Here is a 24,796-nt window from a genome sequence, read left to right as displayed (position 1 = left end):
TGTTAACTTTCCATCACGGCGAGAAATGCTTTCTCGCCGTGCTTCTCTTTCAGGCAAACCACTGAACCCGGCATAACCGGGAGCCATAAAACAAGGACAAGTTGTGAACGGTGAACTGATTTGGGTACTCAGTCTGCTGGCGGTAGCGGTGGTGCTTTTCGCCACCGGCAAGGTGCGTATGGACGCCGTGGCGCTGCTGGTTATCATCGCGTTTGTCTTAAGCGGCACCTTAACACTCAACGAAGCCTTTGCAGGTTTTAGCGATCCTAACGTCATTCTTATCGCCGCGCTGTTTATCATCGGCGATGGCCTGGTGCGCACTGGCGTCGCCACAAAAATGGGCTCGTGGCTGATGAGCGTGGCGGGAAGCAGCGAAACCAGAATGCTTATCCTGCTTATGCTCACCGTCGCGGGGTTGGGCGCGTTTATGAGCTCGACTGGCGTCGTGGCCATTTTCATTCCGGTGGTGCTTAGCGTCTGCTCGCGCATGAAAATTTCGCCTTCGCGCCTGATGATGCCGCTGAGCTTCGCCGGGCTTATCAGCGGCATGATGACGCTGGTCGCCACGCCGCCCAATATGGTGGTTAACAGCGAGCTGCTGCGCGAAGGGTTTAAAGGGTTTGAGTTCTTTGACGTCACGCCGCTTGGGCTGGCGATTCTGCTTTGCGGCATCGTCTACATGCTGCTGTTTCGCTTCATGCTCAAAGTGAGCGGCGCCGCAGATCAGGCAAGCTGGAAACGCCGCACCTTTCGCGATCTGATTAAAGATTACCATCTTACCGGCCGCGCCCGCCGCCTGGCGATTCGTCCGGGTTCGCCTATGGTCGGCCACCGGCTGGACGATCTGAAATTGCGCGAGCGCTATGGCGCGAATGTGATTGGCCTTGAGCGCTGGCGGCGCTTTCGCCGGGTTATCGTAAACGTAACGGGCGTCACGGAGTTTCGCGCCCGCGACGTGCTGCTGATAGATATGTCCGACCCCGAAGTGGACCTGCGTCAGTTTTGCAGCGAACAGCAGCTTGAACCGATGATCCTGCGCGGCGAATATTTCTCTGACCAGGCGCTGGATGTCGGAATGGCGGAAGTGTCGCTGATACCGGAGTCGGAAATCATTGGTAAAAGCGTGCGCGAAATCGGCTTTCGCACACGTTATGGGCTGAATGTAGTCGGGCTGCGGCGAGACGGCGCGGCGCTGAAAGGCGCCATTGTCGATGAGCCGCTGATGCTTGGCGATATCTTGCTGGTAGTAGGAGACTGGAAGCTCATCAGTAAGCTAGGGGGCAGGGGCCACGACTTCCTGGTGCTTAATTTGCCGGTGGAGGAAAGCGATGCCTCGCCCGCCCATAGTCAGGCGCCGCATGCCATTTTTTGCCTGGCGCTTATGGTGGCGATGATGTTGACCGATGAAATTCCTAACCCTATCGCCGCGATCATCGCCTGTCTGTTGATGGGCAAATTTCGCTGTATCGATTTGCAAAGCGCTTATAAAGCGATCCACTGGCCGAGCATTATTCTTATCGTCGGCATGATGCCTTTCGCGCTGGCGCTGCAAAAAACCGGTGGCGTCGATTTGGTGGTGCGGGGGCTAATGGAGCTCGGCGGTGGTTATGGTCCTCAGGCGATGCTGGCGTGTCTGTTTATTCTGTGCGCGGCGACGGGGCTGTTTATCTCCAATACCGCAACGGCTGTGCTGATGGCCCCTGTCGCGTTAGCGGCGGCGAAATCCATGGGCGTATCGCCTTATCCTTTCGCTATGGCGGTGGCGATGGCGGCATCCGCCGCCTTTATGACCCCGGTCTCGTCGCCCGTCAATACGCTGGTGCTGGGGCCGGGTCGTTATTCATTCAGCGACTTTGTGAAGCTCGGCGTACCCTTTACGCTGATGGTCATGGTCATCTGCGTCGTGATGATCCCGCTGTTGTTCCCTTTTTAAAGCGGGCAGGGGATCAAAGCGCCGAGTCCTGGCTTATCTCATCCAGCGAAAGATGGAAGCTTGGGACAAACATCTCGATGAAATAGTCCATTTCGGCGCTGCGCCGCTCATCAAGCGTTTTTTCCAGGCGGCTTTTTGCCAGTAAAAACTCGTTGTTGCCGGCAGAAAGCTCCTCAAGGCACTTCAGATAAGCGCATAACGCATCCGCCTGTTTTACTACCGCTTTTTCCTCATCGCTATAGTGGTGTTCATCAATCAGCGGCGCGAAAAGATCGCGCAGTTCCTCCGGCACCATCTCCACCAGTTTTTGTTGGGCAATCTTTTCGATAGCCTTGTACTCATGGGCGATTTGCGTGTTGAAATATTTTACCGGCGTCGGCAAATCGCCGGTCAACACTTCGCTGGCGTCGTGATACATCGCCAGCAGCGCAATACGCTCAGCATTCAGCTCGCCGCCAAACTTGCGGTTCTTAATCACCGCCAGAGCGTGCGCCACCATCGCCACCTGCAGACTGTGCTCGGAGACATTTTCCGTTCGCACGTTGCGCATCAGCGGCCAGCGATTGATAAGTTTAAGACGGGAAAGATAAGCGAAGAAGTGACTCTGATTCATAATGGGCTCTGTCTGTTACCGCGACAAAAAACCATTGTGGAGGGAGGCGGGGGAAGATGCAAATCTTCCCCCGGTCGTTTTACTGATGGTAACCCGAAAGGAAGCGGCCGAATTTAGTAATGGCTAAATCCAGCTCATCGATACGCGGCAGGGTAACGATGCGCACATGGTCCGGCCACGGCCAGTTGAATGCTGTGCCCTGTACCAGCAACACTTTTTCCTGCAACAGAAAGTCCAGCACCATTTTCTGGTCGTCGTGGATATTGAAGCGCTTAGCGTCAATCTTTGGGAACATATAGAGCGCGCCGCGCGGTTTCACGCAGCTGACGCCTGGAATATCATTGATCAATTCCCAGGCGCGGTTGCGCTGATCGTATAGCCGCCCGCCCGGCACGATAAATTCGCTGATGCTCTGGTAGCCGCCCAGCGCGGTCTGAATCGCGTGTTGCGCCGGCACGTTAGCGCACAGGCGCATTGAGGCAAGCATCTCAAGCCCTTCAATATAGCCTTTCGCATGCTTTTTCGGTCCGTTCAGCACCATCCAGCCCTGACGGAAACCCGCGACGCGGTAAGTTTTCGATAACCCGTTAAAGGTGACCGTCAGCAGATCCGGCGCCAGCGCGGCGATAGAGTGGTGCTCTGCGTCGTCATAAAGAATTTTGTCGTAAATTTCGTCCGCAAAAATAATGAGATTATGCTGGCGCGCAATTTCGACCACTTCCAGCAGTAACTCTTTTGAATAGACTGCGCCGGTGGGGTTATTCGGGTTGATGATAACGATGCCGCGCGTGCGGGGAGTGATTTTAGCGCGAATGTCGTCCAGGTCCGGGAACCAGTCGGAGGATTCATCACACAGGTAATGCACCGCTTTACCGCTGGAGAGAGAGACGGCCGCCGTCCATAACGGGTAATCCGGCGCCGGCACTAACATTTCATCACCGCTGTTAAGCAGCGCCTGCATAGCCTGAACGATCAGTTCAGACACCCCGTTGCCGATGTATATGTCCTCTACGGTTACATCGCGCATTCCCCGCGCCTGATAATGCTGCATGATAGCTTTACGGGCGGAATAGAGGCCTTTTGAATCGCTGTAGCCCTGCGCGGTGGGCAGGTTGCGAATCACATCGACGAGTATTTCATCCGGGGCGTCGAACCCGAATGGGGCAGGGTTGCCGATATTGAGCTTTAGGACTTTATTGCCTTCCTCTTCCAGACGCTTCGCTTCTTTAAGCACCGGGCCGCGGATGTCGTAACAGACATTATCAAGTTTGCTGGATTTTTCGATGGGTGACATGGATCTGACCTTCAATGTTATCCCGCGTCCTGCCGTGGAAACGGGTGGCGACAATGTACTCCTCCCGTTACGGCTTTTGAAGTGCGAAGTCGTTAGGTTTCTTCTATCCTTTAAAAGCGTTTTGTTTAAAAAAGAAGCTTTAGTGATTGGATTTTACGAATTAAAAGTCTAAATTACTTTTGGATTTCAGATTATTAATCTGCCTAATCATGATTTTATGGTAAGTCATAACAATCGCAGCGGACGCAACCCCTATTTTCTCTCTTCGGGTCGTGTTAACCCGCGATCACTCTAAAAAAATGAATATTAACCCTGCTCATCAATCGTGGGAATGACCGGTAAAAAGCCGCTATTCTTGTGAATTCCTTGTTACGTTTTGCGCTTTTAATAATAAGAAATAATAAAGTTTATTTAATATAACTTTTAACGTTGCCTTTATTAAGTATGTATTTATAAACAGCTTATTAGGAATACTTCGATAATTTGCGTGGGCTATTAAAAAAATCCTCAATATGAGATAGTATGACCTGGTTACTGATGTCGATTCCCTGGCGTCTCTGCCGGGTATCACACCTGTTTCGCCAGTTTATCGTGATACTTAATTGTTTCTTATCGATATTCCCGAGCGGCGCTTAGCTTCAGCATAACGTGGCTTTCATATAAGAGGAAAGCGCATAACGGCCTCGCTGTAGCCACTCGGTAAAAAGCCAAGTGCATCGCCAGTAATTTAATTAAATATACCGGATGGATGTGCAAAATATTTGAATGTATGGCATTAACTTTATTTATTAAAAGTAAGCTTAGCCGGATTTTCGTGCTGCAATAACCTCGGAAAATAAGAGTAGTTTGCCCTTGTTGATCGAAGCCGGATGCGCACGCCAAATGGAATTGCCTTCTTTACGACACATAGCTTTTAAACCAAGGCCGCCTGGTAGCGTAACCTGACAGTGAATAACAATATGATAAATGCAAATCGTCCGATCCTTAATCTTGACCTCGATCTGCTCCGGACCTTTGTGGCGGTTGCCGATCTGAATACCTTTGCAGCGGCGGCGGCGGCGGTATGCCGAACGCAATCGGCAGTAAGCCAGCAGATGCAGCGCCTGGAACAGCTGGTGGGAAAAGAGCTGTTCGCACGCCACGGTCGTAACAAATTATTGACTGAACATGGCATTCAGTTGCTGGGCTATGCGCGAAAAATTCTTCGCTTCAACGATGAAGCATGCACATCATTAATGTTTAGCAGCCTGCAAGGGGTGCTGACGATTGGCGCTTCGGATGAGTCTGCCGATACCATTTTGCCCTTCCTTTTAAACCGCATTAGTTCGGTTTATCCGAAGTTAGCGCTCGATGTGCGCGTTAAACGCAACCCGTTCATTTTAGAAATGCTCAATCAACAGGAGGTCGACCTTGTTGTCGCTACCGCCTGTCCACCGAATTTTGAAAGTCTCGTGCTGCGGACATCGCCGACAATGTGGTATTGCGCGGCGGATTATAATCTGCAAAAAGGGGAGCCCATTCCTCTGGTTCTGCTTGATGAAAGCAGCGCTTCGCGTGACGTTATCCTTGAGAGTCTGAACGCGGCGAAGCTTCCCTGGCGCATCGCGTATGTCGCTTCTACGCTTCCTGCTGTGCGGGCGGCGGTTAAAGCGGGCCTTGGCGTTACCGCGCGGCCGGTCGAAATGATGAGCCCGGATTTGCGGGTGCTCGGCGCTTCTGAAGGTTTGCCGATAATGCCCGAAACGCAGTACTTGCTGTGCCGTAATCCGAAAGGGCAGAACGATCTCGCTCAGGTCATTTTCCAGTCCATGGAAAACAGCTATACCCCATGGAATTACGCCGCAACGGCGGACGACGACGATGATTCAATGATGCCTGACGGCGATTTTGAATAATCGAAGCGATAAACTGGTAACAATTTGTAAACTGTCAGAAAGCCCCTTCAGCGCCCTTTAAACTCTTAAAGGGCGTATTTTTACACAATTCATATCGATAATCGGCGAAGACAGGTACGCAGGATGTTTAATTCCCGCGATTTTTGGCGGGTTTTGATTGCGCTTTCCTGTGCCTGACATTTCCTCGCGCTTTTCCTTAAAAACCCGTTGTCTTGTTAAAAATTGACCAGCATTGTTGTTCTTTTTCCCTGGAAATTAACAAAAGCGTGTCTCAGATCAAGAAAATACCCGCGCTAAGGGGGATGAATAGTTGCCATTTCCTGCCAGAATAAGGAGGCAATTTTAATCAACTCACCTTACGGACACGATTCAACACCGCTAAAAATGGCGTTCAGGCAACAAAATGGGTTGTAAAACGGCATCAAATGTTAATAGGGTTGCGTGGATGTAAACTAATGTGAGGATTCTTTTGTTAAAGTTGACAAAAGGTTATAGAAAGGAGTAAAAAACCCCATCAATTTGCTGCCTAAATCACTATTCTGGTAGTAATTGTAAGGTTTATTGTTCCTCCCTTTAAATCGATGTGGTGTTCATCTGCCAGCAAGAGCAGGGGTCTTAGCGCCACTTTTTGAGTTAAGCAATGCGTATGTCAACATCCACTGAAGTCATCGCTCATCACTGGGCATTCGCTATCTTTCTTATTGTTGCAATCGGTCTGTGTTGCCTGATGCTGGCAGGCGCCTGGTTCTTAGGCGGACGCGCACGCGCGAGGCACAAAAACATTCCTTTTGAATCAGGTATCGATTCGGTGGGCACCGCCCGCTTGCGTCTTTCCGCAAAGTTCTATCTGGTGGCTATGTTCTTCGTCATCTTTGACGTTGAAGCCCTTTATCTCTACGCATGGTCGACATCGATTCGCGAAAGCGGTTGGGTCGGCTTTGTCGAAGCCGCAATTTTCATTTTAGTGCTACTGGCTGGTCTGGTTTATCTGGTGCGTATCGGCGCGCTGGACTGGACGCCCGCGCGTTCACGTCGCGAGCGTATTAACCCTGAGCAGAGCGGTCTCACTAATCGTCATACGCAGTAACAGCGAGGCAATAAGATGGATTACACGCTCACCCGCATAGATCCCAACGGTGAGAACGACCGTTACCCTCTGCAAAAACAGGAGATTGTCGCCGATCCCCTGGAGCAGCAGGTTCACCGCACCGTCTATCTGGGCAAACTCGAGAACGCCCTGCACGACATGGTGAACTGGGGTCGCAAAAACTCAATCTGGCCTTATAACTTCGGCCTTTCATGCTGCTACGTAGAGATGGTGACATCGTTTACGGCAGTGCATGACGTCGCTCGCTTCGGCGCAGAAGTGTTGCGCGCCTCTCCGCGTCAGGCGGATCTGATGGTTATCGCGGGTACGCCGTTTACCAAAATGGCGCCGGTGATTCAGCGTCTCTACGATCAGATGCTTGAGCCGAAATGGGTTATCTCCATGGGCGCTTGCGCGAACTCCGGCGGTATGTACGACATTTACTCTGTGGTGCAGGGCGTCGATAAGTTCCTGCCGGTTGACGTTTATATTCCTGGCTGCCCGCCGCGTCCTGAAGCTTACATGCAGGCGCTGATGCTGCTGCAGGAGTCGATTGGCAAAGAACGCCGCCCGCTGTCCTGGGTCGTTGGCGATCAGGGCGTTTACCGCGCCAATATGCAATCAGAGCGCGAACGTAAACGCGGCGAACGTATTGCTGTTACAAACTTGCGTACGCCAGACGAAATTTAATTGCGCCTGCGGGCGGTGGTTCTTCTCTTTGCATATCACTCTATAACAGCGCGAAGCCACTCCCGTCAGTCACCACAGAACCATTGCAATGGTGATTATTATGACCGATTTAACCGCGCATGAAGCCGCCCAGCCAGTCTGGCAAACCCGGGATCATTTAGATGACCCGGTCATCGGCGAACTGCGTAACCGTTTTGGGCCGGATGCCTTTACTGTTCAGGCTACCCGCACCGGGGTCCCGGTAGTGTGGGTGAAGCGCGAACAATTACTGGAAGTTGGCGATTTTCTAAAAAAACTCCCTAAACCCTATGTCATGCTTTATGACTTGCATGGCATGGACGAACGACTGCGCACGCACCGCGAAGGGTTACCCGCCGCGGATTTTTCCGTTTTCTATCACCTGCTTTCTATCGATCGCAACCGCGACATCATGCTGAAAGTAGCGCTCAGCGAAAACGACCTGAACGTGCCGACGTTTACTAAACTCTTCCCGAACGCTAACTGGTATGAGCGTGAAACCTGGGAAATGTTTGGCATTACCTTTAACGGCCACCCGCACCTGACGCGCATCATGATGCCGCCGACATGGGAAGGGCATCCGCTGCGTAAAGATTACCCGGCGCGCGCGACCGAATTCGATCCGTTCGAGCTGACTAAAGCCAAGCAGGATCTGGAAATGGAGGCGCTGACCTTCAAACCAGAAGACTGGGGCATGAAACGCAGCACGGAGAATGAGGATTTTATGTTCCTCAACCTCGGCCCGAACCACCCGTCGGCGCACGGTGCGTTCCGCATTATTCTGCAGCTGGACGGCGAAGAGATTGTCGACTGCGTGCCGGATATCGGTTATCACCACCGCGGCGCGGAAAAGATGGGCGAGCGTCAGTCCTGGCACAGCTATATTCCGTACACTGACCGTATTGAATATCTCGGCGGCTGCGTTAACGAAATGCCTTATGTGCTGGCGGTTGAAAAGCTGGCGGGCATTGTCGTGCCGGATCGCGTAAACGTGATTCGCGTTATGCTTTCTGAGCTGTTCCGCATCAACAGTCATCTGCTTTATATCTCTACGTTCATTCAGGACGTAGGGGCGATGACGCCGGTCTTCTTCGCCTTTACTGACCGTCAGAAAATTTATGACCTGGTTGAAGCGATTACCGGTTTTCGTATGCACCCGGCCTGGTTCCGCATCGGCGGCGTCGCGCACGACCTGCCGCGCGGTTGGGATCGCCTGCTGCGTGAATTCCTTGACTGGATGCCGAAACGTCTCGCTTCTTATGAAAAAGCGGCGCTGCGCAACAGCATTCTGAAAGGCCGCTCCCAGGGCGTTGCCGCTTACGGCGCGAAAGAGGCGCTGGAATGGGGCACCACCGGCGCGGGCTTGCGCGCCACCGGGATCGATTTCGACGTGCGTAAGGCGCGTCCTTACTCTGGCTATGAAAACTTTGACTTTGAAATCCCGCTCGGCGGCGGCGTCAGCGACGCTTACACCCGCGTGATGTTGAAAGTTGAAGAGCTGCGCCAGAGCCTGCGCATTCTTGAGCAGTGCCTCAATAACATGCCGGAAGGCCCGTTCAAGGCGGATCACCCGCTGACCACGCCGCCGCCGAAAGAGCGCACGCTGCAACATATCGAAACCCTGATCACCCACTTCCTGCAGGTCTCCTGGGGCCCGGTGATGCCCGCCAACGAGTCTTTCCAGATGATCGAGGCGACAAAAGGGATTAACAGCTACTACCTGACCAGCGACGGCAGCACCATGAGCTACCGCACCCGCGTGCGTACGCCGAGCTTCCCGCATTTGCAGCAGATCCCTGCTGTTATCCGCGGCAGCCTGGTCTCCGACCTTATCGTCTATCTGGGTAGTATCGATTTTGTAATGTCTGATGTGGATCGCTAACTATGCACGAAAATCAACAACCACAGGCTGAGGCTTTTGAGCTGAGTGCGGCAGAGCGTGAGGCGATTGAGCACGAAAAGCATCACTATGAAGACCCGCGTGCGGCGTCCATTGAAGCGCTAAAAATCGTCCAGAAGCAGCGTGGCTGGGTGCCGGACGGCGCCATTTACGCTATTGCCGACGTGTTGGGTATTCCGGCGAGCGACGTGGAAGGGGTGGCGACATTCTACAGCCAAATCTTCCGCCAGCCCGTAGGCCGCCACGTTATTCGCTATTGCGACAGCGTGGTTTGCCATATCACCGGCTACCAGGGCATTCAGTCCGCTATTGAAAAGCACCTGCAGATCAAGCCGGGCCAGACCACTTTCGACGGCCGCTTCACGCTGCTGCCGACCTGCTGCCTTGGCAACTGCGATAAGGGGCCGACGATGATGATTGATGAGGACACTCACAGTTATTTGACGCCGGAAACTATCCCTGACCTGCTGGAGCAGTACAAATGAAAACCATTATTCGTACTGCCGAAACCCATCCGCTGACCTGGCGTCTGCGCGATGACAAACAGCCTGTCTGGCTAGATGAATACCAGAGCAAAAACGGCTATGCGGGCGCGCGTAAAGCGCTGACCGGCATGGCGCCGGACGATATCGTCAATGCGGTAAAAGACGCCGGGCTGAAAGGCCGCGGCGGCGCGGGCTTCTCCACGGGTCTTAAGTGGAGCCTGATGCCGAAAGACGAATCCATGAACATCCGTTACCTGTTGTGTAACGCCGATGAGATGGAACCGGGCACGTATAAAGACCGCCTGCTGATGGAGCAACTGCCGCACCTGCTGGTGGAAGGTATGCTCATTTCCGCCTTCGCGCTGAAAGCGTACCGCGGCTACATCTTCCTGCGCGGTGAATACATTGAAGCCGCTGAACGTTTGCGCCGTGCTATCGCCGAAGCGACCGAAGCGGGCCTGCTTGGCAAAAACATTCTGGGCTCCGGTTTCGACTTCGAACTTTTCGTGCACACCGGCGCAGGCCGTTATATCTGCGGCGAAGAGACGGCGCTGATTAACTCGCTGGAAGGCCGTCGCGCCAACCCGCGTTCCAAGCCGCCGTTCCCGGCCTCCAGCGGCGTTTGGGGCAAGCCGACCTGCGTAAACAACGTAGAAACGCTCTGCAACGTGCCGGCTATCCTCGCAAACGGCGTGGAGTGGTATCAGGGGCTGTCGAAAAGCGAAGACAACGGCACCAAGCTGATGGGCTTCTCCGGCCGCGTGAAAAACCCGGGCGTCTGGGAACTGCCGTTCGGCACGACCGCGCGTGAAATCCTGGAAGATTACGCGGGCGGCATGCGCGATGGCCTGAAGTTTAAAGCCTGGCAGCCGGGCGGCGCAGGAACCGACTTCCTCACCGACGCTCACCTCGACCTGCCGATGGAATTTGCGAGCATCGGCAAAGCGGGCAGCCGTCTGGGTACGGCGCTGGCGATGGCGGTGGACCACGAAATCAACATGGTTTCGCTGGTGCGCAACCTGGAGGAATTCTTCGCGCGCGAATCCTGCGGCTGGTGTACGCCATGCCGCGACGGCCTGCCGTGGAGCGTGAAAATCCTGCGCGCGCTGGAGCGTGGCGAAGGGCAACCGGGCGATATCGAAACCCTCGAGCAGCTTTGCCGCTTCCTGGGGCCGGGTAAAACCTTCTGCGCCCATGCGCCAGGCGCCGTAGAGCCGCTGCAAAGCGCGATTAAATATTTCCGTGAAGAATTCGAAGCGGGCATTAAACAGGATTTCAGCAATACCCATCGCATCAGTGGTATTCAGCCAAACCTGTTAAAAACACGTTGGTGATTCCCCTCAGGCGGCTGCTTTCCTGATAAAGAAGCGCCGCCAGCGCTCTCCCGCCGGGAGATGCAAGGGATAAAAGAATTTTGATTAACGCCTGGCGCTAAGCCGGGCCAACTGGAAGCATGCTGACTATGGCTACGATTCATGTAGACGGCAAAGAATACGAGGTGGACGGAGCGGACAACCTGCTGCAGGCGTGTCTCTCCCTCGGCCTTGATATTCCTTACTTTTGCTGGCATCCGGCGCTGGGGAGCGTCGGTGCCTGCCGCCAGTGTGCGGTGAAGCAATATCAGAACGCGGAAGATACCCGTGGCCGCCTGGTGATGTCCTGTATGACTCCGGCATCCGATGGAACCTTTATCTCGATTGATGACGCTGAAGCGAAGCAGTTCCGCGAAAGCGTGGTGGAATGGTTGATGACCAACCATCCCCACGACTGCCCGGTCTGTGAGGAGGGGGGCAACTGCCACCTGCAGGATATGACCGTCATGACCGGTCATAGCTTCCGCCGCTACCGTTTTACTAAACGTACTCACCGCAACCAGGATCTCGGTCCGTTTATCTCTCACGAGATGAACCGTTGTATCGCCTGCTACCGCTGCGTGCGTTACTACAAAGACTATGCCGACGGCAAAGATCTGGGCGTTTACGGCGCGCACGATAACGTCTACTTCGGTCGTCCGGAAGATGGCGTGCTGGAGAGCGAGTTCTCCGGCAACCTGGTAGAAATCTGCCCGACCGGCGTTTTCACCGACAAAACGCACTCCGAGCGCTACAACCGTAAGTGGGACATGCAATTTGCGCCAAGCATCTGCCAGCAATGCTCGCTGGGCTGCAACACCAGCCCTGGCGAACGTTATGGCGAACTGCGCCGCATTGAAAACCGTTACAACGGCACCGTAAACCATTACTTCCTGTGCGACCGTGGTCGTTTCGGCTATGGCTACGTAAACCTGAAAGACCGTCCGCGTCAGCCGGTGCAGCGCCGCGGTGACGACCTTATCACCCTGAACGCCGAGCAGGCGATGCAGGGCGCAGCGGATATTCTGCGCCAGTCGAAGAAAGTGATCGGCATCGGTTCTCCGCGCGCCAGCGTGGAAAGCAACTTCGCGCTGCGTGAGCTGGTGGGCGCGGAAAACTTCTATACCGGCATCGCCGCAGGCGAGCAGGAACGTCTGCAACTGATGCTGAAAGTGCTGCGCGAAAGCGGCATCCATACGCCGGCGCTGCGCGAAATTGAATCTTACGACGCCGTGCTAATTCTGGGTGAAGATCTGACCCAGACCGGCGCTCGCGCCGCGCTGGCGGTTCGTCAGGCGGTGAAAGGCAAGGCGCGCGAAATGGCGGCGGCGCAGAAAGTCGCCGACTGGCAGATTGCCGCCATTCTGAACATTGGTCAGCACGCCAAGCACCCGCTGTTCGTCACGAACGTCGACAGTACCCGTCTGGATGATATCGCCGCATGGACTTACCGCGCGCCGGTAGAAGACCAGGCGCGTCTGGGCTTTGCTATCGCCAACGCGCTCGACGCTGCCGCTCCGACAGTGGAAGGGCTCGACCGCGACCTGCAAAACAAAGTGGATATCATCGTTCAGGCGCTGGCCGGGGCGAAAAAACCGCTGATTATTTCCGGTACTAACGCCGGCAGCGCAGAGATTATCCAGGCGGCGGCAAACGTAGCAAAAGCCCTGAAAGGGCGCGGCGCGGATGTCGGCATCACCATGATTGCCCGTGCGGTGAACAGCGTTGGCCTTGGCATGATTGGCGGCGGCTCGCTGGATGAAGCGCTGCGCGAGCTTGAAACCGGCAGCGCCGATGCAGTGATCGTGCTGGAAAACGACCTGCATCGTCACGCTTCCGCGACCCGTGTAAATGCAGCGCTCGCGAAGGCGCCGCTGGTGATGGTTATCGATCATCAGCGCACTGCGATTATGGAACATGCGCATCTGGTGCTCTCTACCGCGAGCTTCGCCGAGAGCGACGGCACCGTGATTAACAACGAAGGCCGCGCCCAGCGCTTCTTCCAGGTTTACGACCCGCACTACTACGACAGCAAAGCGACTATGCTGGAAAGCTGGCGCTGGCTGCACTCCCTGCACAGCACGGTACAAAGCCGTGAAGTGGACTGGACGCAGCTGGACCATGTTATCGACGCCTGTATCGCGAAACTGCCGCAGCTGGCGGGTATTAAAGACGCGGCGCCGGACGCTTCTTTCCGCATTCGCGGTCAGAAACTGGCGCGTGAGCCGCACCGCTACAGCGGTCGCACCGCAATGCGCGCCAACATCAGCGTACACGAGCCGCGTCAGCCGCAGGATAAAGACACCATGTTCTCCTTCTCGATGGAAGGGAACAACCATCCGGACGCGCCGCGTTCTCAGGTGCCGTTCGCCTGGGCGCCAGGCTGGAACTCCCCGCAGGCCTGGAACAAATTCCAGGACGAAGTGGGCGGCCATCTGCGTCACGGCGACCCTGGCGTGCGCCTCATCGAGGCCTCTGCGGGCGAGCTGGATTACTTTACGGTTGTGCCGGAACGCTTCCAGCCGCAGGAAGGGCAGTGGCGCATCGCGCCGTACTACCACCTGTTTGGCAGCGATGAGATGTCTCAGCGTTCACCTGTCTTCCAGGCGCGTATGCCGCAGCCGTACATTAAGCTCAATCCGGCGGATGCCTCGAAGCTTGGCGTTAACGCGGGCTCGAAGGTCTCCTTCAGCTATGAAGGGCAGACCGTAAGCCTGCCGCTGCAGCTCTCCGAAGGGCTGGCGGCGGGGCAGGTGGGGCTGCCGATGGGGATGCCGGGCATCGCGCCAGTGCTGGCGGGCGCTCGTCTTGAAAATCTGCAGGAGGCTGCGCAATGAGTTGGTTAACACCGGAAGTTATTGCCGTCCTGCTCGGGATCCTGAAAGCGGTCGTCATACTGCTGGTCGTGGTTAGCTGCGGCGCGTTTATGAGCTTCGGCGAGCGTCGTCTGCTGGGCCTCTTCCAGAACCGCTATGGACCGAACCGCGTGGGCTGGGGCGGTTCGCTCCAGCTGGTAGCGGATATGATCAAGATGTTCTTCAAAGAGGACTGGGTTCCGCGGTTTACTGACCGCGTTATCTTTACTCTGGCGCCGATGATCGCCTTCACCTCGCTGCTGCTCGCCTTCGCCATCGTGCCGGTGAGCCCGACCTGGGTGGTAGCCGATCTTAACATCGGGATCCTCTTCTTCCTGATGATGGCGGGTCTGGCGGTTTATGCGGTGCTGTTCGCCGGCTGGTCCAGTAACAACAAATACTCGCTGCTGGGCGCCATGCGTGCTTCCGCCCAGACGCTGAGCTATGAAGTGTTCCTGGGACTTTCGCTGATGGGCGTGGTGGCGCAGGCGGGTTCATTCAATATGACCGACATCGTCAATAACCAGGCGCATCTGTGGAACGTTATCCCGCAGTTCTTTGGCTTTGTGACTTTCGCCATCGCGGGCGTTGCGGTGTGTCACCGTCACCCGTTTGACCAGCCGGAAGCGGAGCAAGAACTGGCCGATGGTTATCACATCGAATATTCCGGCATGAAGTTCGGTCTGTTCTTTGTGGGCGAATACATCGGCATCGTTACCGTTTCCGCACTGATTGTGACCCTGTTCTTCGGTGGCTGGAATGGCCCGTGGTTACCGCCTTTCATCTGGTTCGCGCTCAAAACCGCGTTCTTCATGATGATGTTTATTTTGATTCGCGCCGCATTGCCGCGTCCTCGCTATGACCAGGTGATGTCCTTTGGCTGGAAAGTATGCCTGCCGCTGACGCTTATCAACTTGCTGGCAACCGCCGCGGTTATTCTCTGGCAGGCATCGTAAGGGGTGATTAAGCCATGACATTGAAAGAATTAGTGGTTGGTTTCGGCACCCAACTACGCAGTATCTGGATGATCGGCATGCACGCGTTCTCAAAACGCGAAACGCGCATGTATCCAGAAGAGCCGGTTTATCTGCCGCCGCGTTACCGCGGACGTATCGTGCTGACGCGCGATCCGGACGGTCAGGAGCGCTGCGTTGCCTGTAACCTGTGTGCGGTAGCCTGTCCGGTAGGCTGTATCTCTTTGCAAAAAGCGGAGACGAAAGACGGTCGCTGGTATCCGGAGTTTTTCCGCATCAACTTCTCACGCTGCATTTTCTGCGGCATGTGCGAAGAGGCTTGCCCGACCACCGCTATCCAGCTGACGCCGGATTTCGAGCTGGGCGAGTACAAGCGTCAGGATCTGGTTTATGAGAAAGAGGATCTGCTGATCTCCGGTCCGGGCAAGTATCCGGAGTACAACTTCTACCGGATGGCGGGTATGGCGATCGATGGCAAAGACAAGGGCGAGGCGGAGAACGAAGCCAAGCCTATCGACGTCAAGAGCCTGTTACCTTAAGGAGTCAGGAATGGAATTCGCTTTTTATATCTGCGCCCTTGTGGCGGTCCTGACCACCGTACGGGTGATCACCCACACCAATCCGGTGCATGCGCTGCTGTACTTGATAATCTCGCTGCTGGCGATTGCAGGCGTGTTCTTCTCGCTGGGCGCTTATTTCGCCGGCGCGCTGGAAATTATTGTCTATGCGGGCGCCATCATGGTGCTGTTCGTGTTCGTGGTGATGATGCTCAACCTCGGCAACTCGGTTATTGAGCAGGAGCGCGGCTGGCTTAAGCCGCAGCTCTGGATTGGCCCGGGTCTGCTCTCCGCCGTTTTGCTGGTGGTGATGGTCTACGCCATCCTTGGCGTTAACGATCAAGGTATCGACGGCACGCCAGTCAGCGCGAAAGAGGTTGGCGTGGCGCTGTTCGGCCCTTACGTGCTGGCGGTGGAACTGGCTTCTATGCTGCTGCTGGCGGGCCTGGTTGTGGCCTTCCATCTCGGTCGTGAAGAGTCGGCAGGCGATGTCGTCAGCGTGCGCGGCGGTTCCCCTGCGGAACAGGCGAAAAGAAAAACGGAGGAGCACGTATGATCCCGTTACAACATGGACTCATCCTCGCGGCCATTCTGTTCGTCCTCGGACTGACCGGCCTTATTATCCGTCGCAATCTGCTGTTCATGCTGATTGGCCTGGAAATCATGATTAACGCCGCCGCGCTCGCCTTTGTGGTCGCGGGCAGCTACTGGGGCCAGACCGACGGTCAGGTGATGTATATCCTGGCGATTAGCTTAGCGGCTGCGGAAGCGAGCATCGGCCTTGCGCTGCTGCTGCAACTCCATCGCCGTCGCCAGAACCTGAATATCGATTCAGTAAGTGAGATGCGTGGATGAACCTCCTCTGGTTAACAATTCTTTTGCCATTGATTGGCTATGTATTGCTCGCGTTCTCGCGCGGTCGCTGGTCGGAAAACCTTTCCGCCACGGTGGGCGTGGGCTCTGTCGGGCTGGCGGCGCTGGTTACCGCTATCGTTGGCTTTGATTTCTTCAGCAACGGCAAACAGGCTTTCACTCAGCCGCTGTGGACCTGGATGGCGGTGGGCGATTTTAATATCGGCGTTAATCTGGTGCTGGATGGTCTGTCGCTGACCATGCTTTCCGTGGTGACCGGCGTCGGCTTCCTGATCCACATGTTCGCGTCCTGGTATATGCGCGGCGAAGAGGGATACTCTCGCTTTTTCGCCTATACCAACCTGTTTATCGCGAGCATGGTGGTGCTGGTGCTGGCCGACAACCTGCTGCTGATGTATCTCGGCTGGGAAGGCGTGGGCCTCTGCTCTTATCTGCTGATCGGCTTCTACTATACCGATCCGAAGAACGGCGCAGCGGCGATGAAGGCGTTTGTCGTCACCCGCGTGGGCGATGTCTTCCTCGCTTTCGCGCTGTTCATCCTCTACAACGAACTCGGCACGCTGAACTTCCGCGAGATGGTGGAACTGGCGCCGCAGCACTTTGCCAACGGCAATGAAATGCTGCGCTGGGCGACGCTGATGCTGCTTGGCGGCGCGGTAGGTAAATCTGCGCAGCTTCCGCTGCAAACCTGGCTTGCGGACGCGATGGCGGGCCCAACGCCGGTTTCCGCGCTGATCCACGCGGCGACCATGGTAACCGCGGGCGTTTACCTCATTGCCCGCAGCCACGGTCTGTTCCTGATGACGCCGGACGTGCTGCATCTGGTTGGCATCGTGGGTGCCATTACGCTGGTGCTGGCTGGTTTTGCAGCTCTCGTGCAGACCGACATCAAACGCGTGCTCGCTTACTCCACCATGAGCCAGATTGGCTACATGTTCCTGGCGCTTGGCGTACAGGCGTGGGATGCGGCGATTTTCCACCTGATGACCCACGCGTTCTTTAAAGCGCTGCTGTTCCTCTCGTCCGGCTCCGTCATTCTGGCGTGCCACCACGAGCAGAACATCTTTAAAATGGGCGGGCTGCGCAAGTCCATTCCGCTGGTCTACGCCTGCTTCCTGGTCGGCGGCGCGGCGCTGGCGGCGCTGCCGCTCATCACCGCAGGCTTCTACAGTAAAGATGAAATTCTGTGGGGCGCAGCGGCCAACGGTCATAACTACTTAATGCTGGCGGGTCTGGCGGGGGCGTTCCTCACCTCCATCTATACCTTCCGCATGATTTTCATCGTGTTCCACGGCGAAGAGAAAATTCACGCTCATGCAGGGAAGGGGATTACCCACCACCTGCCGCTTATCGTGCTGCTGGTGCTTTCCACCTTTGTGGGCGCGCTGATCACGCCGCCGCTGGCGGGCGTGCTGCCGGAAAGCAACTTCGGTCACGAAGGCAAAATGACAGTGGAAATCGCTTCGGGCGCCATCGCCATCATCGGCATCCTGATTGCCGCCTGGCTGTGGCTTGGCAAACGCACGCTGGTCGCTTCTGTGGCCAACAGCGCGCCGGGCCGCTTCTTCGGCACATGGTGGTTCCACGCCTGGGGCTTCGACTGGCTGTATGACAAAGTCTTCGTCAAACCTTTCCTCGGTATCGCCTGGCTGCTGAAACGCGATCCGCTGAATGCGCTGATGAACATTCCAGCTATCCTCTCCCGCTTCGCAGGCCGCGGTCTGCTGTTTAGCGAGAGCGGCTACCTGCGCTGGTATGTGGCATCCATGAGCATCGGCGCGGTCGTGGTGCTGGCGCTGCTGATGGTATTGCGTTGAGTTTGCAAGAATAAGTGAATTTTCTTTGCTGAGAATTCGTTGAAAATCAGGTCCCAGCGGACAGGCGGCTATGGCAGTAAGCCTGTCCGGGACTTTAACAAGGAATATTGATTGCCATGTTATTACCCTGGCTAATATTGATTCCCTTTATCGGCGGCTTTTTCTGCTGGCAGACGGAGCGCTTCGGCGTCAAGGTGCCACGCTGGATTGCCCTGATTACCATGGGGCTGACGCTGGCGCTCTCGCTGCAACTCTGGTTGCAGGGCGGCTATTCACTGACGCAGGCGGCAGGGTTGCCGCAGTGGCAGTCAGAATTTGTTCTGCCGTGGATCCCGCGCTTTGGCATTACTATCCATCTTGCCATCGATGGGCTCTCCCTGCTGATGGTCGTGCTGACCGGTCTGCTCGGCGTGCTGGCGGTGCTCTGTTCCTGGAACGAGATTGAGAAATATCAGGGCTTCTTCCACCTCAACCTGATGTGGATTTTAGGCGGCGTAATCGGCGTCTTCCTTGCCATTGATATGTTCCTGTTCTTCTTCTTCTGGGAAATGATGCTGGTGCCGATGTACTTCCTGATTGCGCTCTGGGGCCATAAGGCCTCCGACGGGAAGACGCGTATTACCGCCGCCACCAAGTTCTTTATCTACACCCAGGCGAGCGGTCTGGTGATGCTGATCGCTATTCTGGCGCTGGTGTTTGTTCACTTCAGCGCGACCGGAGAATGGACCTTTAACTACCAGCAACTACTGAAAACGCCGATGTCCCACAACGTGGAATGGCTGCTGATGCTCGGCTTCTTCATCGCGTTTGCGGTGAAAATGCCGGTAGTGCCGCTGCACGGCTGGCTGCCGGACGCCCACTCCCAGGCGCCGACCGCCGGTTCTGTCGACCTCGCGGGCATTTTGCTGAAGACTGCCGCCTACGGCCTGCTGCGCTTCTCCCTGCCGCTGTTTCCGAACGCGTCGGCGGAGTTCGCTCCGATCGCCATGTGGCTTGGCGTTATCGGCATCTTCTACGGCGCGTGGATGGCTTTCTCGCAGACCGATATTAAGCGCCTTATCGCTTACACCTCCGTTTCCCACATGGGCTTTGTGCTGATTGCTATTTATACCGGCAGCCAGCTGGCTTATCAGGGCGCGGTTATCCAGATGATTGCCCACGGTCTTTCCGCAGCCGGCCTCTTCATCCTCTGCGGTCAGCTTTATGAGCGTCTGCACACGCGCGACATGCGTCTGATGGGCGGTTTGTGGAGCAAGATCAAATGGCTGCCGGCGATGTCGATGTTCTTCGCCGTGGCGACGCTGGGTATGCCAGGCACCGGTAATTTTGTCGGCGAATTCATGATCCTCTTCGGCAGCTTCCACGTGGTGCCGATGATCACCGTCATCTCCACCTTCGGCCTGGTTTTCGCCTCTGTTTATTCACTGGCGATGCTGCACCGCGCTTACTTCGGTCAGCCGAAGAGCGAAGCGGCCCGTCAGGAGATCCGCGGAATGTCGCTGCGCGAGCTGTTCATCATTCTGCTGCTGGTGGCGCTTCTGGTACTGCTCGGCTTCTATCCGCAGCCGATTCTGGATACGTCGCATTCCGCGATGAGCAATATCCAGCAGTGGTTTACTGATTCTGTTTCTACTACAAGGCCGTAATTCGCCATGACAATATCACTCCAACAATTGATCGCGCTGCTACCGCTGCTCGTCGTCGGCTTGACGGTAGTGGTTGTGATGCTCTCCATTGCGTGGCGACGCAACCACTTTTTGAATGCCACGCTGTCGGTCATCGGCCTGAACGCCGCGCTGCTGTCGCTCTGGTTTGTCGGCCAGGTGGGGCCGATGGATGTTACCCCGCTGATGCGGGTTGACGGCTACGCCATGCTCTACACCGGCCTGGTGTTGCTGGCGAGCCTCGCGACCTGCACCTTCGCCTATCCGTGGTTACAGACTTACCCGGATAACAAAGAAGAGTTTTACCTGCTGGTGCTGATTGCCGCGCTCGGCGGCATTCTGCTGGCCAACGCTAACCATCTGGCCTCGCTGTTCCTCGGCATTGAGCTTATTTCGCTGCCGCTGTTTGGCCTGATTGGTTACGCTTTCCGTCAGAAACGCTCGCTGGAAGCCGCCATCAAGTACACCATTCTCTCTGCCGCAGCCTCTTCCTTCCTGCTGTTTGGTATGGCGCTGGTGTATGCGCAGTCCGGCAGCCTGTCGTTTGTCAGCCTCGGCAAGAGCCTGGCGGACAACATGCTGCACGAGCCGCTGCTGCTGGCGGGTCTTGGCCTGATGATTGTCGGCCTTGGCTTTAAACTCTCTCTGGTGCCGTTCCATCTCTGGACGCCGGACGTTTACCAGGGCGCGCCTGCGCCGGTTTCTACGTTCCTTGCTACCGCCAGCAAAATCGCTATCTTCGGCGTGGTGATGCGTCTGTTCCTCTATGCGCCGGTTGGCGACAGCGAGGCGGTGCGCGTGGTGCTGGGCATTATCGCCTTCATCTCCATCATCTTCGGTAACCTGATGGCGCTGAGCCAGACCAACATCAAGCGTCTGCTCGGCTACTCCTCCATTTCTCACCTGGGTTACCTGCTGGTGGCGCTGATTGCGCTGCAAAGCGGCCAGATGTCGATGGAAACCGTTGGGGTCTACCTGGCCGGTTACCTGTTCAGCAGCCTCGGCGCGTTTGGCGTGGTGAGCCTGATGTCCAGCCCGTATCGTGGTCCGGACGCGGATTCGCTCTACTCCTACCGCGGCCTGTTCTGGCACCGTCCGATCCTCTCCGCGGTCATGACCGTAATGATGCTGTCGCTGGCGGGCATTCCGATGACGCTCGGCTTTATCGGTAAGTTCTACGTGCTGGCCGTGGGCGTGCAGTCGAGCTTGTGGTGGTTGACGGCGGCGGTGGTAGTGGGTTCCGCAATCGGTCTCTACTACTACCTGCGTGTGGCGGTGAGCCTCTACCTGAGCGCGCCTCAGCAGCTCAACCGCGACGCGCCGTCCAACTGGGCGTGGAGCGCCGGCGGCGTAGTGGTGCTGCTTTCCGCTCTGGTGGTGCTGGTGCTTGGCGTATGGCCGCAGCCGCTGATTACGCTGGTGCAAATGGCGCAGCCGCTGGCGGGCGCCGTGCAGGCCGCGCAGGTTATGCCATAAGCTTGTCGATGTAAGAAAAAACCGCCGCTTGTCGGCGGTTTTTTTATGGGCGTTATACCGTGATAGTCAGGAAATCTTCCGCCAGTTCGCTTGCCGGAAAAATCGCGCGCGCCTCTGACAGCAGTCGGAGGCAGGCCGCCGCGTCATAGCGGGAACTGAAATGGGTCATAATGAGCCTGCGCGCCCGCGCCTCGCGCGCCAGTTCCGCCGCCTGATGGGTCGTGGAGTGGCCCCGGCTATTGGCTTTCTCCGCCATGCCCGCCTCAAGCGTGGTTTCATGCACCATGACATCCACTTCTTGTGCCAGCCGCAATGCCCCCGGCGTCGGGCCGGTATCGCCGAAAATCGCCAGCTTTTTGCCTTTTTGCGGTTCGCCCAGGTAATCGCGTCCGTCAATCTCGCGGCCATCTTCCAGCCGTACTGTTTCGCCTCGTTTGAGGCGCTGGAAGAGCGGGCCTGGCGCAACCCCTGCGCGAGTCAGCCGCTGGGCATCCAGCTTGCCGGGTTTGTCGTGTTCTTCAATGCGATAGCCATAACACTCGACGGGATGTGAAAGCGCTACCGCGCTGACCTTCATGTGCCCATCGTCAAACACCAGCCCTTCTTTGATTTCATGAATGGTCAGCGGGAAGCCCGCCCAGGAGCCGCTGAGCTTAAGCGACATGTCAATAAATTCCCTAATGCCCGCTGGACCATAGAGGGTAAGCGGCGCCTCGCTGCCTGCCATTGAGCGGCTGCACAGCAACCCTGGCAGACCGAAAATATGGTCGCCGTGGAGGTGAGTAATGAAGATTTTATCGATCCTGCCGGGGTTAAACGCGGTGCGCAGCATCTGGTGCTGGGTGCCTTCGCCGCAGTCGAACAGCCATAAACCGGGCCTGGCAAGAAGAGGGTTAAGCACCATGGCCGTTACGTTGCGGTTGCGGGTTGGAACGCCCGCTGAAGTGCCCAGAAAAGTCAGTTCCATAGAAAGGGTGCTCCCGTCTGGCGATAAAAGCCTTTAGTATAGCGATGAACCCCCTGTCACCAAGGAGCTTTTCATGATCCGCTGGCAAGACCTGCACCACAGCGAACTCGATGTGCCCATCCTTTATGCGTTGTTGAAACTGCGTTGTGACGTTTTCGTCGTTGAGCAAAATTGTGTCTATGCCGATATCGACGGCGATGACCTGGTGGGAGAAAACCGTCATCTGCTGGGCTGGCGCGACGGCGAGCTGGTTGCTTATGCGAGGATTCTGAAAAGTGAAGAAGACGAGGCGCCTGTAGCCATTGGTCGGGTCATTGTTTCCCGCGCCGCCAGAGGCGAGAAACTGGGCTATCAGTTGATGGAGCAGGCCCTGGCTTCCTGTCGGCGGCACTGGCCGCAGCGGGCGATATACCTGGGCGCGCAGGCCCATCTGCAACCTTTTTACGCAAGCTTCGGCTTCCGTCCGGTGACGGAAATTTATGACGAAGACGGCATTCCTCATATCGGCATGGCGATGGAATAGCAGTTACGCAAAAAGCGTGGCGTTGTCTATAGTTAGCAGACGGGTATTCACTAAAACACGGAGAACAGTTATGTCCGACTCACAACCGTATGAACCGCGTCTTGATGATGATCTCACTCTGCTGAGCGAAACGCTGGAAGAAGTATTACGCTCCTCGGGCGACCCAGCCGATCAGAAGTATATTGAGCTTAAAGCCCGTGCAGAGCAGGCGCTGCACGATGTTAAAGCTCGCGTCAGTAATGCTTCCGACAATTACTACTATCGTGCGAAAAAAGCGGTCTACCGCGCTGATGACTACGTGCACGAAAAACCCTGGCAGGGCGTAGGGATTGGCGCTGCCGCAGGCCTGATATTTGGTCTTCTGCTGGCCCGTCGTTAATTCTTTACGCTCCAGCCGCCCTGAAATCACACCGCTGCGGCGGTGTGTCGTTTTATTCGGCCCTGCAGCCACATATAATGCAGGGTTTTTAAGGGAGGGGGAGAGGTAGGTAGTGTTATCCATAGAAGATGCGTTACGGCGGCTTGCAGACCAGCTGACGACGCCCTTACCGGACCAACCCGGTCTGCGCCGTTTGTGTACGCCTGTTACCCTGAGCGATGCCAGCGACCCGCTGGCCTGGCTTGCAAACCAACCTTTTTTCCCTCAGTTCTACTGGCAGCAGCGCAGTGGCAACGATGAAGCCGCCGCACTAGGCGCGCTTAAACGATTCAATTCTTTGCCGCAAGCGCAGGCTTTTCTTCAACAGGCGGATGAGCCTGAATTGCGCATCTGGGGCCTGAATGCCTTCAATCCTCACGAAGGCGACTTGTTTCTCTCTCGTCTCGAATGGCGACGACATGAAGGCCAGGCCTGGCTCTGCCTGCACCTCTGGAGCGAAACGTCGCTGAAAGACGATGCCCGCCAGGCGACCGCTTTCCTGAACGCGCTTCAGCCAGCCAAACTGCTGCCGCCGCTTAATTCACGGCTGGTAGAAGAACGCCACATTCCCGATAAAGAAGGCTGGTGCGAGCGGGTTCGTCTCGCTACCCGCGCCATACATCAGCAGGAGATGGATAAAGTGGTGCTGGCCCGCGCCAGCGATCTGCGTTTTGGCCGGCCCGTCTGCGCGGCGGCGCTGATGGCCGCCAGCCGCCGGGTTAACCTCAACTGCTACCATTTCTATATGGCTTTCAGCGAGCAGGACGCCTTTCTCGGCTCCAGTCCCGAGCGGCTCTGGCGGCGCATCGACAGGGCGTTGCGAACCGAGGCGCTGGCGGGCACTATCGAAAATCATCCCGACGATCATCGCGCCTGGGCGCTTGGCCAACTGCTGTTGGCCGATGACAAAAACCAGCGCGAAAACTTGCTGGTAGTGGAGGATATTTGCCAGCGTATAGAAAAACTCGGAGACGGCTACGACGTGCTGCCGCCGCAGGTGCTGCGCCTGCGCAAGGTGCAACACCTGCGCCGCTGTATCTGGAGCACGCTCTTTCAGCCGGACGATGCCCTGTGTCTGCATCAGTTGCAGCCCACTGCGGCTGTCGCGGGGCTGCCGCGCGAAGCGGCGCGGCTCTTTATTGGCGAACATGAGCCTTTCATGCGCGGCTGGTATGCCGGTTCAGCAGGGTATCTCTCCCTTCAGCAATCTGAGTTCTGCGTGTCGTTGCGTTCAGCACAGGTGACGGCCGACACGGTACGCCTTTACGCAGGCGCCGGGATTGTATCGGGGTCCGACCCGGAGCAGGAGTGGCAGGAGATAGAGAATAAGGCGGCAGGGCTGCATACGCTGCTGCGCCGCTAAGCGCCACAATCCCGATTCATATCAAAATACATGATGTCATAA

At 56.3% G+C, this 24,796-nt stretch carries 21 protein-coding genes; 18 read left to right on the top strand and 3 right to left on the bottom strand.

From position 1 onward, the window contains the following. The first annotated feature begins 103 nt into the window (after window positions 1-103). Complete coding sequence (locus ACU4F7_RS15560; RefSeq protein ID WP_481637294.1) at window positions 104-1,933, top strand: SLC13 family permease; 1,830 nt, start codon at window positions 104-106, stop codon at window positions 1,931-1,933. Window positions 1,934-1,946: 13 nt separating this feature from the next. Here ACU4F7_RS15560 and yfbR read toward each other — a convergent pair whose 3' ends face one another. Further along, entirely contained in the window at window positions 1,947-2,546 is a 600-nt protein-coding gene (yfbR, locus tag ACU4F7_RS15555) for a 5'-deoxynucleotidase (RefSeq protein WP_024556219.1), read from the bottom strand. A gap of 79 nt (window positions 2,547-2,625) precedes the next feature. Next, window positions 2,626-3,840, bottom strand: a complete 1,215-nt coding sequence (gene alaA / locus ACU4F7_RS15550) for an alanine transaminase AlaA (RefSeq protein WP_024556220.1) — start codon at window positions 3,838-3,840, stop codon at window positions 2,626-2,628. Between the two features lie 959 nt (window positions 3,841-4,799). Between alaA and lrhA the strand changes: the two genes are divergently transcribed. From lrhA to nuoN, 14 genes are all read left to right on the top strand, one after another. Continuing rightward, window positions 4,800-5,735 (top strand): transcriptional regulator LrhA, encoded by a 936-nt coding sequence (gene lrhA, locus ACU4F7_RS15545; RefSeq protein ID WP_029593445.1) that lies wholly within the window; start codon window positions 4,800-4,802, stop codon window positions 5,733-5,735. A 640-nt stretch (window positions 5,736-6,375) separates the two neighbouring features. Beyond that, on the top strand, window positions 6,376-6,822 hold the full coding sequence (gene nuoA / locus ACU4F7_RS15540; RefSeq protein ID WP_034882306.1) for an NADH-quinone oxidoreductase subunit NuoA: 447 nt from the start codon (window positions 6,376-6,378) through the stop codon (window positions 6,820-6,822). A 15-nt stretch (window positions 6,823-6,837) separates the two neighbouring features. Further along, window positions 6,838-7,512: a NuoB/complex I 20 kDa subunit family protein gene (locus tag ACU4F7_RS15535; protein WP_024552772.1), complete on the top strand. Its 675-nt coding sequence runs from the start codon at window positions 6,838-6,840 to the stop codon at window positions 7,510-7,512. A gap of 88 nt (window positions 7,513-7,600) precedes the next feature. Further along, entirely contained in the window at window positions 7,601-9,412 is a 1,812-nt protein-coding gene (gene nuoC, locus ACU4F7_RS15530) for an NADH-quinone oxidoreductase subunit C/D (RefSeq protein WP_481637293.1), read from the top strand. Between the two features lie 2 nt (window positions 9,413-9,414). Further along, a complete protein-coding gene (nuoE, locus tag ACU4F7_RS15525; RefSeq protein ID WP_024560395.1) occupies window positions 9,415-9,915 on the top strand; it encodes an NADH-quinone oxidoreductase subunit NuoE in 501 nt (166 codons plus the stop codon). Next, window positions 9,912-11,249 carry an NADH-quinone oxidoreductase subunit NuoF gene (gene nuoF, locus ACU4F7_RS15520; RefSeq protein WP_029593444.1) on the top strand — a complete coding sequence of 446 codons (1,338 nt, stop codon included), beginning with the start codon at window positions 9,912-9,914 and terminating at the stop codon, window positions 11,247-11,249. Before nuoE ends, nuoF begins: the two co-directional genes overlap by 4 nt. Window positions 11,250-11,377: 128 nt before the next feature. Beyond that, window positions 11,378-14,104, top strand: coding sequence for an NADH-quinone oxidoreductase subunit NuoG (nuoG, locus tag ACU4F7_RS15515; protein WP_481637292.1), 2,727 nt, complete (start codon window positions 11,378-11,380; stop codon window positions 14,102-14,104). Continuing rightward, entirely contained in the window at window positions 14,101-15,078 is a 978-nt protein-coding gene (gene nuoH / locus ACU4F7_RS15510) for an NADH-quinone oxidoreductase subunit NuoH (protein WP_029593442.1), read from the top strand. The genes nuoG and nuoH overlap by 4 nt, the downstream gene beginning before the upstream one ends. A gap of 14 nt (window positions 15,079-15,092) precedes the next feature. Next, window positions 15,093-15,635 (top strand): NADH-quinone oxidoreductase subunit NuoI, encoded by a 543-nt coding sequence (gene nuoI, locus ACU4F7_RS15505; RefSeq protein WP_024556229.1) that lies wholly within the window; start codon window positions 15,093-15,095, stop codon window positions 15,633-15,635. A gap of 10 nt (window positions 15,636-15,645) precedes the next feature. After that, the gene (gene nuoJ, locus ACU4F7_RS15500; RefSeq protein ID WP_024556230.1) at window positions 15,646-16,209 is read left to right on the top strand and encodes an NADH-quinone oxidoreductase subunit J; all 564 of its coding nucleotides are present in this window, start codon (window positions 15,646-15,648) and stop codon (window positions 16,207-16,209) included. Next, window positions 16,206-16,508, top strand: a complete 303-nt coding sequence (gene nuoK / locus ACU4F7_RS15495) for an NADH-quinone oxidoreductase subunit NuoK (RefSeq protein WP_024556231.1) — start codon at window positions 16,206-16,208, stop codon at window positions 16,506-16,508. Before nuoJ ends, nuoK begins: the two co-directional genes overlap by 4 nt. Further along, entirely contained in the window at window positions 16,505-18,343 is a 1,839-nt protein-coding gene (nuoL, locus tag ACU4F7_RS15490; protein ID WP_029593441.1) for an NADH-quinone oxidoreductase subunit L, read from the top strand. Before nuoK ends, nuoL begins: the two co-directional genes overlap by 4 nt. 116 nt (window positions 18,344-18,459) lie before the next feature. Further along, window positions 18,460-19,989, top strand: coding sequence for an NADH-quinone oxidoreductase subunit M (nuoM, locus tag ACU4F7_RS15485; RefSeq protein ID WP_481637291.1), 1,530 nt, complete (start codon window positions 18,460-18,462; stop codon window positions 19,987-19,989). Window positions 19,990-19,995: 6 nt separating this feature from the next. Next, window positions 19,996-21,483 carry an NADH-quinone oxidoreductase subunit NuoN gene (nuoN, locus tag ACU4F7_RS15480; RefSeq protein ID WP_024556234.1) on the top strand — a complete coding sequence of 496 codons (1,488 nt, stop codon included), beginning with the start codon at window positions 19,996-19,998 and terminating at the stop codon, window positions 21,481-21,483. 52 nt (window positions 21,484-21,535) lie between these two features. On the opposite strand, the gene rnz is transcribed toward nuoN, so the two are convergent. Beyond that, window positions 21,536-22,450, bottom strand: a complete 915-nt coding sequence (gene rnz / locus ACU4F7_RS15475; protein ID WP_481637290.1) for a ribonuclease Z — start codon at window positions 22,448-22,450, stop codon at window positions 21,536-21,538. Between the two features lie 73 nt (window positions 22,451-22,523). Here rnz and ACU4F7_RS15470 point away from each other — a divergent pair, with 73 nt between their 5' ends. The 3 genes from ACU4F7_RS15470 to menF all read left to right on the top strand — a co-directional run bounded on the left by ACU4F7_RS15470 (window position 22,524) and on the right by menF (window position 24,754). After that, the gene (locus ACU4F7_RS15470; protein ID WP_481637289.1) at window positions 22,524-22,973 is read left to right on the top strand and encodes a GNAT family N-acetyltransferase; all 450 of its coding nucleotides are present in this window, start codon (window positions 22,524-22,526) and stop codon (window positions 22,971-22,973) included. A gap of 70 nt (window positions 22,974-23,043) precedes the next feature. Further along, window positions 23,044-23,352, top strand: coding sequence for a stress response protein ElaB (gene elaB, locus ACU4F7_RS15465; protein ID WP_024556236.1), 309 nt, complete (start codon window positions 23,044-23,046; stop codon window positions 23,350-23,352). 112 nt (window positions 23,353-23,464) lie between these two features. Then, window positions 23,465-24,754 carry an isochorismate synthase MenF gene (menF, locus tag ACU4F7_RS15460; protein WP_029593438.1) on the top strand — a complete coding sequence of 430 codons (1,290 nt, stop codon included), beginning with the start codon at window positions 23,465-23,467 and terminating at the stop codon, window positions 24,752-24,754. Window positions 24,755-24,796: the final 42 nt, after the last annotated feature.

It is taken from the genome of Franconibacter pulveris, from assembly GCF_056780215.1.
Note: the sequence above shows the minus strand (reverse complement) of the source record. Positions and strands in the feature narration are given on the sequence as shown.

Excerpts from the sequence above, each read along its gene's own strand:
- yfbR (WP_024556219.1), bottom strand. The coding sequence starts at position 2,546 with ATGAATCAGAGTCACTTCTTCGCTTATCTTTCCCGTCTTAAACTTATC.
- alaA (WP_024556220.1), bottom strand. The coding sequence starts at position 3,840 with ATGTCACCCATCGAAAAATCCAGCAAACTTGATAATGTCTGTTACGAC.
- lrhA (WP_029593445.1), top strand. The coding sequence starts at position 4,800 with ATGATAAATGCAAATCGTCCGATCCTTAATCTTGACCTCGATCTGCTC.
- nuoA (WP_034882306.1), top strand. The coding sequence starts at position 6,376 with ATGCGTATGTCAACATCCACTGAAGTCATCGCTCATCACTGGGCATTC.
- ACU4F7_RS15535 (WP_024552772.1), top strand. The coding sequence starts at position 6,838 with ATGGATTACACGCTCACCCGCATAGATCCCAACGGTGAGAACGACCGT.
- nuoC (WP_481637293.1), top strand. The coding sequence starts at position 7,601 with ATGGTGATTATTATGACCGATTTAACCGCGCATGAAGCCGCCCAGCCA.
- nuoE (WP_024560395.1), top strand. The coding sequence starts at position 9,415 with ATGCACGAAAATCAACAACCACAGGCTGAGGCTTTTGAGCTGAGTGCG.
- nuoF (WP_029593444.1), top strand. The coding sequence starts at position 9,912 with ATGAAAACCATTATTCGTACTGCCGAAACCCATCCGCTGACCTGGCGT.
- nuoG (WP_481637292.1), top strand. The coding sequence starts at position 11,378 with ATGGCTACGATTCATGTAGACGGCAAAGAATACGAGGTGGACGGAGCG.
- nuoH (WP_029593442.1), top strand. The coding sequence starts at position 14,101 with ATGAGTTGGTTAACACCGGAAGTTATTGCCGTCCTGCTCGGGATCCTG.
- nuoI (WP_024556229.1), top strand. The coding sequence starts at position 15,093 with ATGACATTGAAAGAATTAGTGGTTGGTTTCGGCACCCAACTACGCAGT.
- nuoJ (WP_024556230.1), top strand. The coding sequence starts at position 15,646 with ATGGAATTCGCTTTTTATATCTGCGCCCTTGTGGCGGTCCTGACCACC.
- nuoK (WP_024556231.1), top strand. The coding sequence starts at position 16,206 with ATGATCCCGTTACAACATGGACTCATCCTCGCGGCCATTCTGTTCGTC.
- nuoL (WP_029593441.1), top strand. The coding sequence starts at position 16,505 with ATGAACCTCCTCTGGTTAACAATTCTTTTGCCATTGATTGGCTATGTA.
- nuoM (WP_481637291.1), top strand. The coding sequence starts at position 18,460 with ATGTTATTACCCTGGCTAATATTGATTCCCTTTATCGGCGGCTTTTTC.
- nuoN (WP_024556234.1), top strand. The coding sequence starts at position 19,996 with ATGACAATATCACTCCAACAATTGATCGCGCTGCTACCGCTGCTCGTC.
- rnz (WP_481637290.1), bottom strand. The coding sequence starts at position 22,450 with ATGGAACTGACTTTTCTGGGCACTTCAGCGGGCGTTCCAACCCGCAAC.
- ACU4F7_RS15470 (WP_481637289.1), top strand. The coding sequence starts at position 22,524 with ATGATCCGCTGGCAAGACCTGCACCACAGCGAACTCGATGTGCCCATC.
- elaB (WP_024556236.1), top strand. The coding sequence starts at position 23,044 with ATGTCCGACTCACAACCGTATGAACCGCGTCTTGATGATGATCTCACT.